Below are 15,204 nucleotides of genomic sequence, written 5' to 3'. Positions count from 1 at the left end.
TGCTCCACACCTCTTTCATCACTGCTCGACGAAATAGTACGGCTGACGGTTGATCGCCATCTCCTTGACCACCGTCACCGGTACGTTCAGCCGGTCAGTATTGTCCACCAATGCCACGTTGCCGGGCTTGGCCGCGAGGTAGCGCTTGAGCTCCTCCGGCGTCTGCAGGATCGTCAAATAACCCTGCATGTAAAACACTCCGGCGCCGGCGATTCGTTCGTTCGCCTGGTACAGCACCACCTCTTTGCCTTGCGCCTGCATGGCCTGGATCTGGCTGATCACCGGCACAAACGACTGACGCACATCGGCCTTGGGAGCGAACCAGAAAGCGGCAATCAGGTAGCAGGCAACCACGACGGTGAAAAAGCCGCCCACCAGCCCACGGCGATGCTCATAAACGTGTTCGGCGATGTTGGAAACCTGCCCGCGACTTTTCAGCCAGCCCAGCAAGACACCGCCATACTCGGCGGCCAGCACTGCCGCGGCGGGCGTCAATGCCATCAAGTAAACCGTGCGCTTGCTGGAGGCGAGTGTCAGCAGGGTGAACTGCGCCACCAGCCATAGGCTGAAAAACAGCCGGTAGCGGTTGCGCACCAGGCTTTTACGGAAGTGCCACAGCCCCAGGTACACCAGGATATTCCACGGCAAAAAGGCTTCGGGCAATTTGACGATGTAGTAATAGAACGGCTCGTAGTGACCGGCTTCGACAAACGAACCGCTGAAGCGCCCGACGCTGTTGGTCAGCAGCACTTCACGTACCGCTTGCAGCCCGTCGCGCTGGTACAGGAAACCCAGCCAGATCATCAGCGGCACCAGCGCCAGAAGCGTGAACAGCCCGGGTTTGATCCAGTCGCCGAGCTTGAACCGTTTATCCATCAGGCTGGTGCTGGCCAGATAGACGAAGATCACGACGCCCGGCATGGCCAGGCCTAGAACACCTTTACTCAGCGTGGCAATGACCATCCCGAAGGTGAACAGCAACCAGGTGCCCAGGTTGGAACGGTCGCGCTCCGACTCGGGGCGGTTGGCCTGATAGAACGCCAGCAGCGCCATGGTGACCCCGAGGGAGAGCAGCGAGTCTTCACCCACACCGCGCACGTTGCTCCAGTAACTGGCCATGGTCGCCAGCATCAGCGCCGCGACAAACGCCAGGGTCTTGGGCCGGCCAAACTTGCGCAGCATCCCGTACAGCAGCATCACACTGAACAGCCCGGCAAAGGCCGATGCCAGGCGCACTGCCCAAGTGGTGCCGCCAAACAGCCGGATCGCCCCGGCGTCGAGCCACAGGCTCAGCGGCGGTTTTTCCAGGAAGGGTTCACGGAACAATCGCGGCACCACCCAATCGTTATCCAGGTGCATGGCCATGGCGATCCCGGCCACACGGGCCTCGGTCGAGCCTTGCAACTCGTGATTGCCAAGGGCAAAGAAAAACAACAGCGCAGCGAGCAGGAGCAGCAGAGGAGCGGAACGCGTCATGGATTCTGGCTACCGGGGCAGGGGGCTGTTCGGGGGAACAGTCCGGGCGATCGGCGAGTATACGAGGGCGATTCTTAATAATTCGTGAATGAATGTGAGGTTTTTGTAGGGTCAGGGTTGTTTCAGCAGTGGCCAGTGGTTTAGCCAGCCTTTGGAGGTGATGCGTTGTTGGTAAATGGCGTGTTTCTCTTCGACAAAGCGGTGTGTGGGTCTGAGTTGCAGATTGAACAAGTCCTCCAGGCCAAGTGGCGCTGAAACTTCGCATACGTCCGCTGCGGTTCTTCTGACGGCGACTGCGGTGGCGGTCTCCGGCCAGAAGCGCATGGCATCGCTGGCGTCGCGATAGGGCGCATCGCCGTTTCGCAGGTGCATGCGGGCCTGGTTTTTTACGGACCAGTCGATGGAGGGTTCTGCTGCGCGCAGCAGGGCTTCGAGGCGGCGGTCTTCGTTGGGGTCTGTACAGGAGGCGTCAAACCACAGCACGTCGACGTCGCCAGACGGTGCCGATAGCGGGCGCCCGTGCAGGTGATCCCACACGGCGTTACGGACGAAGCCGGCGCCGATCCAGCAGTCGGGGAGCGCGAGGGCGCGGACGACGTCCAGCAAACGCCAGCGCAAAGGATCGCCGCCGATCAGCATCTGCACCATCGCGTGATGGTTATGCACTCAAGGCATCTTCAGGCTGGCAAGTGCGGCTTTACCCTTGGCCGACAAAACAGGCTCCAACTGCTCCCAGGTGAAGCTCAGGTCATTGTCGCAACCGTCGCCATTGGCCGGCGTCGACAGCTTCATGCCTTGAGTGTCGAAGCTCAGGTCGAAGCTCGAGTAACTGGTGACCGCCGGGCAACCTTCATCGGTGGTGGTTTGCTTCTCCAGCCATGCGCTGAATGTGGCGGGCAGTTTCAGATGGCCGGAGTAAGCGTCATACCATTCCTGGTGCCCGCCGAGCCAAGTCCATGGATCGACGCTTTCACCGGTTTGCAGGTTCCAGGAATGCAGCCCCCAACTGATACCCCTGGCGCCCGTGCCGGCGGCCCATCGGTAAAACCTGACGGTGATCCACTGGGATGACCAATACGTGGGTTCGACGATGATTTCGCTGGTATAGGCTGCACCGTTGCGTCCCAGGTATTCCCGTCGTTCGCTGAAGTAGTCGGCTTGATCCTCAGCGCTGACGGCCAGGCTCGCCAACTGCCGGTTGATCTTCTGAATCGCCGGGCTATCGCCCTCAAGCTTGAGCGTCACCTGGGCGCCTTGGGTCTTTAGCTGGTAGCTGTGCCCGGCGAAGGATTGCTTCTGCGTATTGACCGGTAGGGGCGCGGCTTCCATGGGAGCGTTATACGCATCGCTGGCACAACCTTCGGGCGGCGTTGCCACGCGCTGCAATGCCAGGGGCAGTGGATTGCCGCCCTTGGTTTTGCTCCAGACGCCCTTGAGCGATTCGCCTTGTGGCGCCTCCAATTGCCAGACACCGCTGTTGCCTTCTTCGGCCCAGGGAGCATCGGGTGTTTCCTGGGTGAGCTGGATCGGTGTCAGGAATCGCTGGTAATAGTAACTGCCGCCGGTGTTGGGCGCGGCGTTGAAACAGGCGGTGATCGGCGTCTTGCCGAGCGTGCCTTGCCAGACCCCTGCGAGGTCGGCGTTGGCGAGCGTGGAGAGCGTGGCGAGGGCCAGGAATAAACAGGGCTTGAACATGAGGTATCGGACTTCCGGTTGTCTGATAGAGGCGAATTCGGGTGGAGCTGTGCTGGGTACGGGATGGAGAAGTATCACAACCATCCCCAATAGAAAAAGGTGACGGATTAATTTTCGAAGAAAATAGCCCGCTCACCCTTTGGTTACTTTTTGGCGATTTCCTGCTGGGTCGCTATTTTTAATACTTGGACGCCGTCCTTCCCTGCAGTTTCGAGTCTGCCGTTGGCACAAGAATGTCCAGTGCGCGCGTTACCAGCAACTCACCCAAAACGCTTAATTGCTGGGTGGCCAAAAGTTTATGGCGAAAGGCGCCATCAAGCTCGAAAGCCAGGTCAGTAGTGAGCGCGTTTAGCGAGGCGAGGGTTTCGCAGGCCTGTACGAGCAGGGTTTCGGGGTCGATGCCTTGAGCGATGCAGAAGATATCCGTGCAGGATTGGTCCGGGCTCGGAGGATTGGGACTGTTCTTTTTCATGAGTGCAACTCCTTGATTGGTGGAGTCGCCAGACATCGCTGCTAAACGAAAAGGGTGGCGACCGTACGCGGGTTAGCAGACCAGGAATCAAGGAACCCAGCGCACTCGAAAGTGCCCCACGCACAGCCGCCATAACGCGGACAAGCGGACGCAAGGTGCTTCGCTTGAACGGATGGTGGCATTGCATGCCTTGATATTAACCGAGCTGCTAAACCCGGTCGCTGATTTTGCAGCGACGTTTCAAGGCTAGTCGTGTCGATTGATGAGCACCAGTTCACCAAGGGCGCGATGTCTTGCGGGAAAAATCCGAAGGGCTATTCGGCGGTGTGTTTCCAGGAGCACAGAAACAGCAAAACCCGCACGAGGCGGGTTTTGGTGGTGCTTTGTATTTGGTGGGCCGGGGTAATTTGAATCTGTTAAGTAGGCTGTTGACTTATAAGGTTAATATTGTTTTTTGTTTTTGGCTGGAATACCAACTGGAATACCGTGCGAAATTGGTCGCCCGTTTGCATTTCGATCTGACCACTGAATGCATCGGAGTTGACCAGCATACTTCTTAACCATGGTAGGCAGTTAACGGCGCATATCTGCCGATGACGAGAGGCATAAAACGGTAAAAAGTTGACGTTCGGCGATAGGGTCTTTCCCTTGTTTCCAGTGCCCAAAGAAGAACGCTTTACAAGCCATAGCGAACAACGCTGACGAGTTTAGGAGCTTAGATAGCCAGCCACCCCTTTACAGCAAGACAAGGTGTATAGCTGTCTATCTAAAGTGCAAAATTTTATGCCGCCCACTTCCTGCCTTGACTCGCATAATCGAGTATCAGCTCGAATACGTTGTTGCACTTTTCCTTGAAGATCGCCCGGTTGTAGCTGTCTGGCAGGTTGTTATCGAGCACTTGCTCAACGACTGTACGGACGATGCGCTGGGTCTGGCCATCCTTGAACCAATCTTGCACCAATACCTTAGGCTGGCCGTCTAGCAAGCGTTGCAGGAGCGACTTGGCAGCCAGCTTAACCTTCTGGGTTTCATCTTGGGTCATGCTGTCCTTCTTCAGTAGGTCGAACAGTTCCAGTTCATCCTCACTCAGCCCTTCGCGAATATGTCGGTCGTCTTCGACGCTTAGCGCTTCCAGATAACGCAGCAGCTCTTCGTGGTAATCCTCGGTGGCCGAACCGCCAGCGTTGTAACGATCAATGATTTCCTGTAGGCGCTGAGCAAAGTCGCTGCGAGTTTTATTCACAGCTAGCATCTGCGCGATCTTTTGCTCCAAAAAGCCACGCAGATCTGCTATTTCGATGTTCTTGTACACAGTCTGTTTGAACTCTTCCCGCAGCTTGTCAAAGTCGATCTTGCTCAGGTCCCAGGTGCGGCCCTTGCGCACAATCTGGTAAACGCCCTGTGGTTCTTGTTGATGAAAGGCTTCGGCATTATCCACCACCACGCTCTCGTCCAGCAGTTCGTCGATGCGCCGTGTTACCCGGTTGATATCTACCTGTTCGACCAGGCTGTCGATCACTCCGCGCAGGTAATCGAAGGCTGCCACCACGCGTACTAATTGGTTACCTAGGATTTCCGGCTTGCACGCCTCGTATAGGGCGACGATGGTGTTCTGGTACACGTTGAAGGTCTTCCTCCACTCCTCGTTGCCGAGCAGGATGTCGGCGAACTCGTTGAAACGACCGAGGTTCTTGAAGATCTCCTTACGACCCAACACTTCTTCCAAGATGATCCCACGCTCGCGGCAGTAACCTAGGCCTTCGGCAATCGCATCGTCCAGTAGCCCACGCAATACACTTTTATCTTGCACAGGCGGTTCGTCGGTACCTTCTTCGCCTTGAGCATAGTCCTTTAACGCCTGCTTCATATTGCGGAAGACGTTGTAATAATCGACGATTTCCCCGTTGCGTTTGGGGATGCCATTTATCTGGTGCGAGGTTACCCTATTGGCGCGGGCGATGGTCTGCATCAGGGTGTGCCCCTTCATCGGCTTATCAAGGTACAGGGTCGAAACGGTGGGCGCATCGAAGCCGGTCAGCCACATGGCACAGACGAATACCAGTTGCAGCGAATGTTCGGGGTCTTTGAAGTTGTGCTCGATATCATGGCCGTGCTCATCCAGCGCATTGATACGCTGGCGATGGCGGACGGCTTCCAGGCCCTGCAGCTTGAACTTCTCCTCCTCGCCTGCTTCCTCACTGATTACGACAGCCATCTGCACAGCATGCATATAGATGACGATTTTTTTCAGCCGAGCCTTTTCCACCTCGTTGGGGGTTTCTTTGATCCTCTTGCGCAGAGCCTTCAGTTCTTCCTTCCACAGCCGCTGCACCTTGTCGTACAGCTTTACCGCCGTGAACTTGTCCACGGCGATGACGATGCCCTTGCCCAAGTAACCCCGGCGCGGGAAGTGGTAGACTATGTCGCGGGCGATTGTCTCCATGCGGTCGTCACGCTTGATCACCTGTATTTCCTGGGCGAACTGGCGTTCGAGCTTTTCCTGCTGTGCCTCGTCGAGGTTTTCCTCTTCGAGAATCTGATAGAACTCCTCGCTGAGGTCGTCGTTCTGAATCAGCACTTCGGGCACGCGTTTCTGGTAGAACAGCGGCACGGTGGCGCCGTCGTCCATTGACTGCTGGAAGTTGTATTCGGACACGTAATCGCCAAACCACTGGTTGGTCTTGCGCTCGCGACCCAGCAACGGGGTGCCGGTAAAGGCGACGAAGTTGGCTTGGGGCAGACCGGCGCGCATGTTTTCCGCCAGGGTCTTGTACTGGGTACGGTGTGCTTCGTCGACGATCACCACGATATCGTCACGCGCCGATAGCAGCGGGTAGGCCTTGCCTTTGTCGTAGCGGAATTTTTGGATCAGGGTGAAGACTAGGCGCTTGGTCTGGCCGAGAAATGCACGCAGCTCTTCGCTGTTTTTCGGCCGGGCGGCTTCGTGGCGCTGCACCGTGTCGGTGTTGAGAAAGTTGCGGAAGATCTGCCCATCGAGGTCGTCACGGTCGGTGACCACCAAAAAGGTGAAGTGCCCCGGCAGTTTGCGCAGAATCTTGCGGGCATAGAAGATCATCGAAAAGCTCTTGCCCGAGCCCTGGGTGTGCCAGAACACGCCGAGTTTGCCGCGCAGCGTCTTGCGCTGCTGGAAGCGCATGAAGGCACGGTTGACGCCGATAAATTGATGGTTCTGGGCGATGATCTTCTGCGTCTGCTTGTGGAACAGCACGTAGTTTTCTAAGTAGTCCAGCAGCCGTTCGGGGGCGAAAAGGCCGTCGATCACCCGCTCGATGCTGGTGCCCTGCTCCTTGATTTGCGCGCGGTCGAGCTTTTCCTTCTCATCGTCCACCCGCAACCAACTGAAAAAATGCTCCCATTCGGCGGTTAGGCTGCCAACGCGTGTTTCCAGGGCATTGCTGAGTACGCAGAACGCGTTGGTGAGGAACAACTGCGGAATGCTCTGGCGATAACGTACCAGGTTGTCGTCGTAGGCATTGCGCAGCGGGATATTGGAGTTTTTCAGCTCGATAAATACCAGCGGAATGCCATTTACGCAGAGCAGCACATCCGGGCGGAAATACTTGTCGTTGACGCCCTTGATCCACAGCTGGGTTACGGCAAGAAAGTCGTTATTACTCGCCTCGGCGAAGTCGATCAGCCGTAGCTGCTCCTGCTGCCACTGGCCGTCCTGCTGGTAACGCACGGCGATGCCGTCGCGCAGCAGAGCGTCCAATTCGCGGTTGGCGGCCACCAGGGTCATGGCCTGGCGGCGCTCGGCAAATTTCGCCAAGGCCTGTTCCAGCACTGCATCGGGTATCCCTGGGTTTAGCCGCCGGGCGGCTGTCTGCAATCTATCGCCGAGTATTACCTCGCGCTTGTCGCGGCGGCCGGAACCGTCCTGCAAGTCGGCTGACTGCGCGGTCATGCAGTTGAGCACTTCATAACCGTATTGCTCTTGCAGCCGCGCCAGCAGGGTGCGCTCGATATCATCCTCGGAAAACAGATTAGGCATGGGCTACTTCCTGTCGGGCCGCGGCGGCCTCGCGCATGCTGGGGGGAAATTGGATATCCAGTTGGTCAATAGGGAGCTTGCCGGAGATCAGACGGGTCAAAAGTTGATTCCTGACTTCGACTAAGAGTTGGTTTGCCTTTGAGAGTTTTAGTTTTTTTTGTAGAAGCTTGGAGGCCGATCTATCGAACTCTTCGAGAATGGCATTGCCTGGCAAACCAATTTTGACTGCATCAAGCTCTTTGCGCTTGATGTGCTTCATCGTTGAACCCGTGGTTAGCGAATCAAAAATGGGCAGGCAGAACTTGATTGAGAAATATAAAAAACTGGTGGGAATTCCTTCGGCGGGTGCAACTTTGAACAAATGCTGGTTCAAGAGCCCTGGTCCTTGGTCCCACACCTTTACGGCCAAGGTCGCTGACCACGAAAAAATAATAGACCCATCATCGAAGTGGTATCTCTTGGCAACGGATTCACCACTGTTTCGTGGAGTTTCAGCCGTAACCCCGCCGTTTATTTCCTTGATTTTAATGACCGGAATACCGGCTAGAGACAGGTCGGACGGTTTGAATGCATAGCCATTGAGGTATGTTCCGAGAGAGCCGAGCCCCGTCCGCTTCCAATCCACAGGCAACCCCTTCTCACTCTTTGCCTGCTGATACCCCGGAAAACGGAATCGCACAAACCATTCGCGGTAAAGCTCCTCGGCCATCTGTTCCAAGAGCGCGATACGGCGGCGATTGTTTTCGATCAAGTCATCGTAGGTTGAGAGAACGGCAGCAATTTTTTTCTGTTGTTCCTCTGGGAAAAGCACTCTTATTTTGTGGAGGTGATTCCGGTTTAGCGTGGGGTTGGACGATCCGACATCAAAATTCTCAAGATGCAAGGTCTGCAAAAAATAATAGATGAATCTTGGCTCATTACCTTTGAAGTCTTTTACCCAAAGCGTCGTGTCGTGAGGCCAGTAGTTAGTATTGAGGTAGTGCACAGTCCCTAAAGAGCCTTTGCGGCCAATCACTACGCCAGGCGCATTCGCTTTAGAGTGGTTGTGAAAGCTGGAGATGCCCGAAGAAGAAACTATCGGAATATTTCCTTCCTGCTGTTCACTTTTAGTGATGTCAAAGCCACGCTGGAAAGTCAGCAAATCGCCCAGCTTTTTCTCAACGAACTGACTCATACGGACTCGCCACTCAGCTGGCGGATGTTATGGGCGATCACGGCCTCCAAATCGCGGGCCTCGCCATTGAGACGATTCAGCTCATCGTTCATTGCCAGCAGGCCGTCGATAAATTCTTCCTCGGTCTTGCCGTCTTCCTCAATCACTACGCCAACATAGCGACCGGGGTTGAGTGAGTAGTCCTGCTCTTTCACTTCTTCCGGGGTGGCCAGTTTGCACAGGCCTGTCACGTCTTCGTATTGAGCGGCGGGGAAGCGCTCCTGTAGCCAGTGGATATGTTGGAAATAGGTTTCCGCGCCTTGTACTTCGCCATGAAGTTTTTCCAGAGCGGTTTTCAGCGCTTTCGTTTCGCGGTCTGTACTGCCGCGCTTGCCTTCTGCTTTGGCGGCTTCGGTCAGGCGTTTCTCGTGCTGACGCACGGCCTTGTCCAATCGCCTGAGGTTGGCATGCAAGCCAGCAAAGAAGGGGTCGAAAGTTTCGCGTAGGGCATGCTGGGCCTGGTTTTTACCATGCACCTCGGCATCGCGCAGGTGCTTGGTCTGGTAGGTGGCATAGGCATCCTGTAGTGGTTTCAGTTCGACCCATTGTTCGCGCAGGGCTTGCACCGCTGCACGGCCTTCGGCTTCCTGCAGCAGATCCAATAGTTGGTCGGACAATGGCTGAATATGCGGCTGGTTTTCCACTAAGCGTGCCACGCCGGCTGCGAAGTAGCCGTCTACCAGGTGCACGAACTCATCACGCTGACCTCGGTGTAATTTGCTTATGATGGCGATGTTCTGCACTTGCTCGTCATTCAGCTCACGCAGAGAGCGGGTCAGATGGGTGAAGATATTGCGCGCGTCGATAAACAGTATGCGCCGGTCCTGCTTTGCCTTGTCGAAGAACCACAGCGTGGCCGGCAGGGTGACGGTGTAGAAAAGGTTCGAAGGCAGGCTAAGCATGCCGTAGATCAGGTTGTTTTCGACCAGCGCTTGACGAATTTCCGCCTCGGAGTGGCGGGCATCGGAAGCCGAGTTAGCCATCACCAGCGCGGCACGGCCCTTTGGCTTGAGTGACGTTGCGAACAGGTTGATCCACAGGTAGTTGCCGTTGGGTACAGTTTCCTTGCCTTCTTCGCCCTTCTTTGCTTTGGATTTATTGCGTGGGATGCCGTAGGTGTTGAAGCGACGATCGTTTTCAACCGTGGCCAGAGATACGTCGTCGACGTTGAATGGTGGATTGGCCATTACATAATCGAACTGGCCGAAGCTGCTGTGCGGGTCTTCGTAGTAGCTGTTGGCCTGTATGATGGTGCCCCGGAGGCCATTGACCGCCAGGTTCATCTTGGCCAGCTTGACGGTTTCCAGCGTCTTTTCTTGGCCGTATACGTAAATATTGCTGTCATCACCGTGACGCGCATCAGCACGGTGTTGCGCGATAAATTGCGCAGACTGCACAAACATACCCGCCGAGCCGCAAGCCGGGTCGTAGACCTTGCCGCCGTGAGGTTCGATGATTTCCACCATTAGTTTGACCACCGAGCGCGGGGTGAAAAACTCGCCGCCACCCTGGCCTTCAGAGAGGGCGAACTCTGCGAGAAAGTATTCGTATATCTGGCCAAAGATATCGCCAGTGGCATTCTGTGGAATGTCGTTGAAGGTACGTAGCAGTTCCTTGGGGATGCCCTTGTTCTGCGCCGAGCGGGTGAGGCGGAAATATTCATCCTGAGGCAGCACGCCCTGTAGCTCGGGCTTGTACTCCTCGATGGCTTTCATTGCCTCATTGATGGCCTTGGCGATGTCCTTGCTGTCTTCTAGGTTGAGCAGGTAGTCGTAGCGGGCGTGGTCGGGAAGGTAGAAGCCGCACTTCTCGATGGCGATATCGGCAAGGGATTTCTCTAGGCGCGTGTCTTTGTAGGCGAGGAAGTCGCGGTGGATCGCCTTCTCATGCTGCTTGAACTTGTTGTCCGCGAACTTTAGGAAGATCAGTCCCAGTACCGGGGTGGAGTATTCGCTGGCCTTGAGGTCGGAGTTGGCGCGCAGATTGTCGGCGGCGCGCCAGAGATCGGCTTCGAGTTTCTGTAACTGCTCTTTGGTCATGGGTTCTGCTTTAGAGATTCAAGGTGGGCTACGCACTATGGACAGGAGTATTCCAAGTTCCGCGAGCGTGTGCCAGCCAAAACGCACTATTGCATTATTCAATCACGAGCTAACGCAGAAATACGGAGGTCAGACGCGCTGGTTACTGCGGACATACGGATTAGACACCTCGAACCTGACCGCAGAACAACGCTACTCGGACAGTTCGTTCAGTCTGTTCCCGTGAGGCTCTATCTGACGTTTGAGATTTGCTTTTCCCGCTAAACCCTACGATCCAGCGATCTTTGATCGCGCCGATCGGAGGGTTCACTAGCATTTTTCAAAGCCACCTCAATTTCATCACCCCATTTTACATATCAATCGGCGCCACGCCGTCGTTGACGCGTCGGTAAATTGCCCGCGATCTCTATCTAGCGAGGTGCCGCTCCAGTGTCATAACGGATCTTCTCTTGGGGCGATATATGGAGGTGTGGCGACACCGGCGACACCGGCGACAACCAATGCGAGCCGTGGCCTGGAGCGTGGCGACAAAAGCGGCGACAGTCGCCACTTTTTGCAAGCTTTGGCCACGACGCTTGACCGCCTTTTGGAGTGGGTATAAAAATTGGCGCACGGATCGCTGTCGTTGACAGCACCTGCCCAGGTAGCCAAAACCTTCAAGGCTACGCCACTTATGTGGTGGTTCTCCCGAAGTGCGATTAGCGTCCGGCGGCTCGCACGGTCACTCCCCAAGAGTGATGGATGCCTACTTGACTTATCTGTCCACTGCGGCAGACGATGGACCCTCCTCGCTGCGCTGCAGCAACCTCACCTCTCGACGCACCTCGCTGCGCCAGACTGCGTCCGTCTCTTTCTTCTGGAAAGAGACGGACGCTCGCACCACTGCTGCAAGCCACGTCGTACAGGGTATTGCCGCAGCTCTCCTCGTGACAACCGGCGTGACAAACCCGATTTGCCGCCATCCGCAACGACGCAGGCACCGGTGCCGCAGCCATGGAAGGGCCGCACCTGACTGACAGTCAGGCATGCGCCAGGTGTCGATGTTGTTGCCTTCTCCCACCCAGGATCTCCAGGTGCCGAACTCGTCAGTCGGCGCAGCCTCCACCCGCCCGCATTTTCTGATGCGTCTAAGGAGGCCAGATTCATGGGGCTATGCCCTCGCTCCCGGTCGTAAGGAGCCGTTCGTTCCGCGTCAGTGAACACCTCACAGGCCGCAGGGGCCTTGATCCCTGATAACACTCAACAGCCGTGGCGGGACTACGTGAGGACAACCAGCAATAGACGAGGAGAGGGCCCATGCAGCAGTTAGATCCGAAGCTTGAACTACCACGACCGCCTCGACCGCTGATTGAGTCGAATCCCGTGGCCCAGCCTTATCCAGTGCAGGCACTGGGTGGGATTCTTGGGCCTGCGGTAGAGCGCATGGCCGAAGTCATCGGCGTGCCGCAGGCGCTTGCTGCGCAATCGGTGTTGGCTGCCTCGGCGCTGGCCACTCAAGGCCATGCGGGCTTACAGCTCGACGGACGCAGTTATCCGCTGTCGCTGTACCTGATCACGGTGGCTGCGTCCGGTGATCGCAAAACGGCGACAGACCGATGTGCATTGCTGCCTGCACGGCAATGGGAGCGTGAACAGTGGAAGCGCTACCGCGAACAACTCGCCTTGTACCGTGCCGCACAACGGCAGGCGCAGCGTATCAAGCCTGCTGATCCCTCCCCCACAAACAGCGTACCGCTTGAGGCGGAGCCTTCGGCCCCTAGGCTGATCACCACGGACCCGACGATCGAGGCCCTGGTCAAGGGGCTCTGCCATGACTTGCCGAGCATGGGGCTGTTCTGTGATGAGGGCGGACAATTCCTTGGCAGCAGCACCATGAGTAGGGACAACCGTTTGAAAGCGGTCACGACCTTGTCGTCACTCTGGGACGGTAGCCCGATTGATCGTGCTCGCTCTATGGCAGGCGAAAGCCTACGAGCCTATGACCGACGCCTGAGCCTGCACCTGATGCTGCAACCGTATTTGGCCATGCAGTTACTCAGTGACCCGTTGCTGCAGGGGCAAGGCATTCTAGGGCGCTGCTTGATAACCTGGCCCACCAGTCTAGCCGGGCAACGTAGCTACCAGGCTGTCGACTTGTCCAAAGACGCCTTCCTAAAGCGATATCACCGCCGCCTTTCGGGCCTATTTCATCAACCTTGGTCTCTTTCTGCTGACGGTGCCCTGCAGCTATTACCGCTGACCCTTAGTCCGTTGGCCCGCCGTCGCTGGATTGATCTGCATGATGCTATCGAAGCTCAGCTGGGGGAGTTTGGCGAGCTGGCCCGCGTACGGCCCAGCGGATCAAAGGCCGCCGATAACCTGCTGCGCGTCGCCGGCATTCTTGCAGCTGTGGAGGAGAGCAGCGTCGTGGAGGTCGACCATATCCAACGGGCCTCCGCTTTAGTCGGCTACTACCTCACCGAGATCCAGCGCCTGACTGAGCAGGAGCCAGTGTGTCGAGTAAAAGAGGAGGCAGACCGGCTGCTGCGATGGCTACAGGTCAAAGATTGGAAGCGTTTCAGTATTCGTGAATTGAATCGCAACGGTCCCCGCTTTGCCCGCAAGAGCAGTCGTCATGCCGCCAAGCTCCTGGTCGAGTTGATTGATCATCAGTGGTTGATCACCGATGGCCACACCTTCGAGGTGCGCCATGTTTAATCTTGATGAAGCGCTGCGCAACCATCTGGCACAGCGTCAAAAGGAGCCCAAAGCGCGATTTGTCGCCGCTACTGTCGCCACTTTGTCGCCACGCTCAAAACCAAGCAGGACGAGGGTTGTCGCCGCTGTCGCCAGTGTCGCCACCACCCATAAAGCTATCGCCTCTACGACAGCCATTATTCAATGGTTGAAAGAGGAGGGTGCGCATCTTTACGTCACCGACAACACGCTGTGTTTTCGCCCGACTGATTGGGCTCAGTTCGCGATTGTAAGTGCGCACTGGCGAGCCCTTTTGCATGATCTCGCGGCAGTCGATCAGGAACAGAAAAATGGCTCGGGTCGGTAAGCGAGCGGGGCGTAATTTTGGCTTTGGTCGCCAGCTCAGCTATGCCGGACCGCAAGCACTGAAGGATCTATTTGGCGACGGCCATTTTGCTACCGTCAAAGCCCATAGCGATCGGTGGCAGGCTTTCGTGAATTGGTGTCGTTCCGAGGAAGGACCGAGGCTGAATGACGCGCGACTGATCGACCGTGACATCCTCATGTGGTACGCCACTTATGTGCGGGAGCAGGTCGATCAGGGCAACGTCGGCATCGCCACCGCGCAGAACCGCCTGTCCAGCGTCAACCGCACGCTGGCCGCGCTGCGCGGTGATCAGTACGTCAAAATCCCGAGTCCGAGTAAGGCGTTAGGCCTACAGCGTTCAAGCGTGCGCGGTGAGCCCCCGCAAGGCCAAGACCGTGCGCAGGTCGAGTTGATCGCGCGGGCTCTGTCAGATCGTCAGCAATCGAGGGTGAGTGCCATTGTGCTCCTCGCCCGTGAGACTGGTATGCGCTTGCGCGAAGCGATCCTGGCCGATCTGCCCCGACTGCAACGTGAGGGTCGGCAACTGGGCAAGATCAACATCCAGGATGGCACCAAAGGTGGTCGATCAGGGGCCTCGGCACCGCGCTGGATTGCGGTAACGGATCAAGTTCGCGATGCCCTGGATTGGGCCAGCGCGACCTCACCCAATGGCAGCCGGAATTTGTTGGCGCCCGACGAAAGCTACAAAGACTTTATGCGGGCAGTTGTGCGACCGGCACGGGACATCCTGCATGAGTATGGATTGAAAGGTTTTCATGAGCTGCGGGCGGCTTACGCCTGTGAGCGCTATGAGCACCTAATCGGTTTTCCTGCACCCGTTAATGGTGGTCGTGTTCATCAGGAGGATCGAGCACTCGATCAGCAAGCCCGTAAGCAGATCAGCTACGAGTTGGGACATAACCGCATCGATGTGGTGAGTGCCTACATCGGAGGCTGGCGATGACGGCCGAGTTCGACATAGCGTTGTTCCTGCGCCCCGTGCTCAAAGGTGCACATGCCACGCAGCAGCGGCACATCAGGCAAGCAGAAAGGATGCACGAGGTGATTCGTGAACGCTGGGGTTGCGCCACTCCCTGGTCCTGGAGAGAAAAGCACGTGAGATGGTTTCTGGAGCACTATTTGCGATGCTCAGCTCCAGCTACCATCTACTACTACGAGTTAACAGCAGGGTTGATCCGCCGTAGAAAGGCAAAAATCGTGGTTGCCTGATAGACCTTTAAGCGTGAGCCCCAG

The 15,204-nt window shown here is 56.7% G+C and carries 12 protein-coding genes; 5 read left to right on the top strand and 7 right to left on the bottom strand.

Going from position 1 to position 15,204, the window contains the following annotated elements; translation table 11 throughout:
- Window positions 1-18: 18 nt before the first annotated feature.
- The 4 genes from SNL23_RS13650 to SNL23_RS13635 all read right to left on the bottom strand — a co-directional run bounded on the left by SNL23_RS13650 (window position 19) and on the right by SNL23_RS13635 (window position 3,643).
- Window positions 19-1,476, bottom strand: a complete 1,458-nt coding sequence (locus tag SNL23_RS13650) for an ArnT family glycosyltransferase (protein ID WP_318302467.1) — start codon at window positions 1,474-1,476, stop codon at window positions 19-21.
- A gap of 111 nt (window positions 1,477-1,587) precedes the next feature.
- Window positions 1,588-2,124, bottom strand: coding sequence for a nucleotidyltransferase family protein (locus SNL23_RS13645; protein ID WP_318302479.1), 537 nt, complete (start codon window positions 2,122-2,124; stop codon window positions 1,588-1,590).
- Window positions 2,125-2,142: 18 nt separating this feature from the next.
- Complete coding sequence (locus tag SNL23_RS13640) at window positions 2,143-3,171, bottom strand: hypothetical protein (protein ID WP_318302466.1); 1,029 nt, start codon at window positions 3,169-3,171, stop codon at window positions 2,143-2,145.
- Window positions 3,172-3,349: 178 nt separating this feature from the next.
- Window positions 3,350-3,643, bottom strand: a complete 294-nt coding sequence (locus SNL23_RS13635; protein WP_318302465.1) for a DUF6124 family protein — start codon at window positions 3,641-3,643, stop codon at window positions 3,350-3,352.
- 293 nt (window positions 3,644-3,936) lie between these two features.
- Between SNL23_RS13635 and SNL23_RS13630 the strand changes: the two genes are divergently transcribed.
- Entirely contained in the window at window positions 3,937-4,203 is a 267-nt protein-coding gene (locus SNL23_RS13630; protein WP_318302464.1) for a hypothetical protein, read from the top strand.
- A 221-nt stretch (window positions 4,204-4,424) separates the two neighbouring features.
- Here SNL23_RS13630 and SNL23_RS13625 read toward each other — a convergent pair whose 3' ends face one another.
- Genes SNL23_RS13625 through SNL23_RS13615 form a run of 3 tightly spaced genes read right to left on the bottom strand, consistent with a single transcriptional unit; the run spans window position 4,425 to window position 10,907 of the window.
- Window positions 4,425-7,655, bottom strand: a complete 3,231-nt coding sequence (locus SNL23_RS13625) for a type I restriction endonuclease subunit R (RefSeq protein ID WP_318302463.1) — start codon at window positions 7,653-7,655, stop codon at window positions 4,425-4,427.
- Entirely contained in the window at window positions 7,648-8,829 is a 1,182-nt protein-coding gene (locus SNL23_RS13620) for a restriction endonuclease subunit S (protein WP_213568853.1), read from the bottom strand. The genes SNL23_RS13625 and SNL23_RS13620 overlap by 8 nt, the downstream gene beginning before the upstream one ends.
- Window positions 8,826-10,907 (bottom strand): type I restriction-modification system subunit M, encoded by a 2,082-nt coding sequence (locus tag SNL23_RS13615; RefSeq protein WP_318302462.1) that lies wholly within the window; start codon window positions 10,905-10,907, stop codon window positions 8,826-8,828. Before SNL23_RS13615 ends, SNL23_RS13620 begins: the two co-directional genes overlap by 4 nt.
- Window positions 10,908-12,203: 1,296 nt before the next feature.
- Here SNL23_RS13615 and SNL23_RS13610 point away from each other — a divergent pair.
- The 4 genes from SNL23_RS13610 to SNL23_RS13595 are packed head-to-tail and all read left to right on the top strand — an operon-like array spanning window position 12,204 to window position 15,180.
- Complete coding sequence (locus SNL23_RS13610; RefSeq protein ID WP_318302461.1) at window positions 12,204-13,604, top strand: YfjI family protein; 1,401 nt, start codon at window positions 12,204-12,206, stop codon at window positions 13,602-13,604.
- Window positions 13,597-13,950 (top strand): hypothetical protein, encoded by a 354-nt coding sequence (locus SNL23_RS13605; RefSeq protein ID WP_099268129.1) that lies wholly within the window; start codon window positions 13,597-13,599, stop codon window positions 13,948-13,950. Before SNL23_RS13610 ends, SNL23_RS13605 begins: the two co-directional genes overlap by 8 nt.
- Window positions 13,934-14,914, top strand: a complete 981-nt coding sequence (locus SNL23_RS13600) for an integrase domain-containing protein (RefSeq protein WP_318302460.1) — start codon at window positions 13,934-13,936, stop codon at window positions 14,912-14,914. Before SNL23_RS13605 ends, SNL23_RS13600 begins: the two co-directional genes overlap by 17 nt.
- Window positions 14,911-15,180: a hypothetical protein gene (locus SNL23_RS13595; protein WP_186765647.1), complete on the top strand. Its 270-nt coding sequence runs from the start codon at window positions 14,911-14,913 to the stop codon at window positions 15,178-15,180. Before SNL23_RS13600 ends, SNL23_RS13595 begins: the two co-directional genes overlap by 4 nt.
- The last annotated feature ends 24 nt before the right edge of the window (window positions 15,181-15,204 follow it).

It is taken from the genome of Pseudomonas sp. SED1 (assembly GCF_034044025.1).
Taxonomy (GTDB): Bacteria; Pseudomonadota; Gammaproteobacteria; order Pseudomonadales; family Pseudomonadaceae; genus Aquipseudomonas.
Note: the sequence above shows the minus strand (reverse complement) of the source record. Positions and strands in the feature narration are given on the sequence as shown.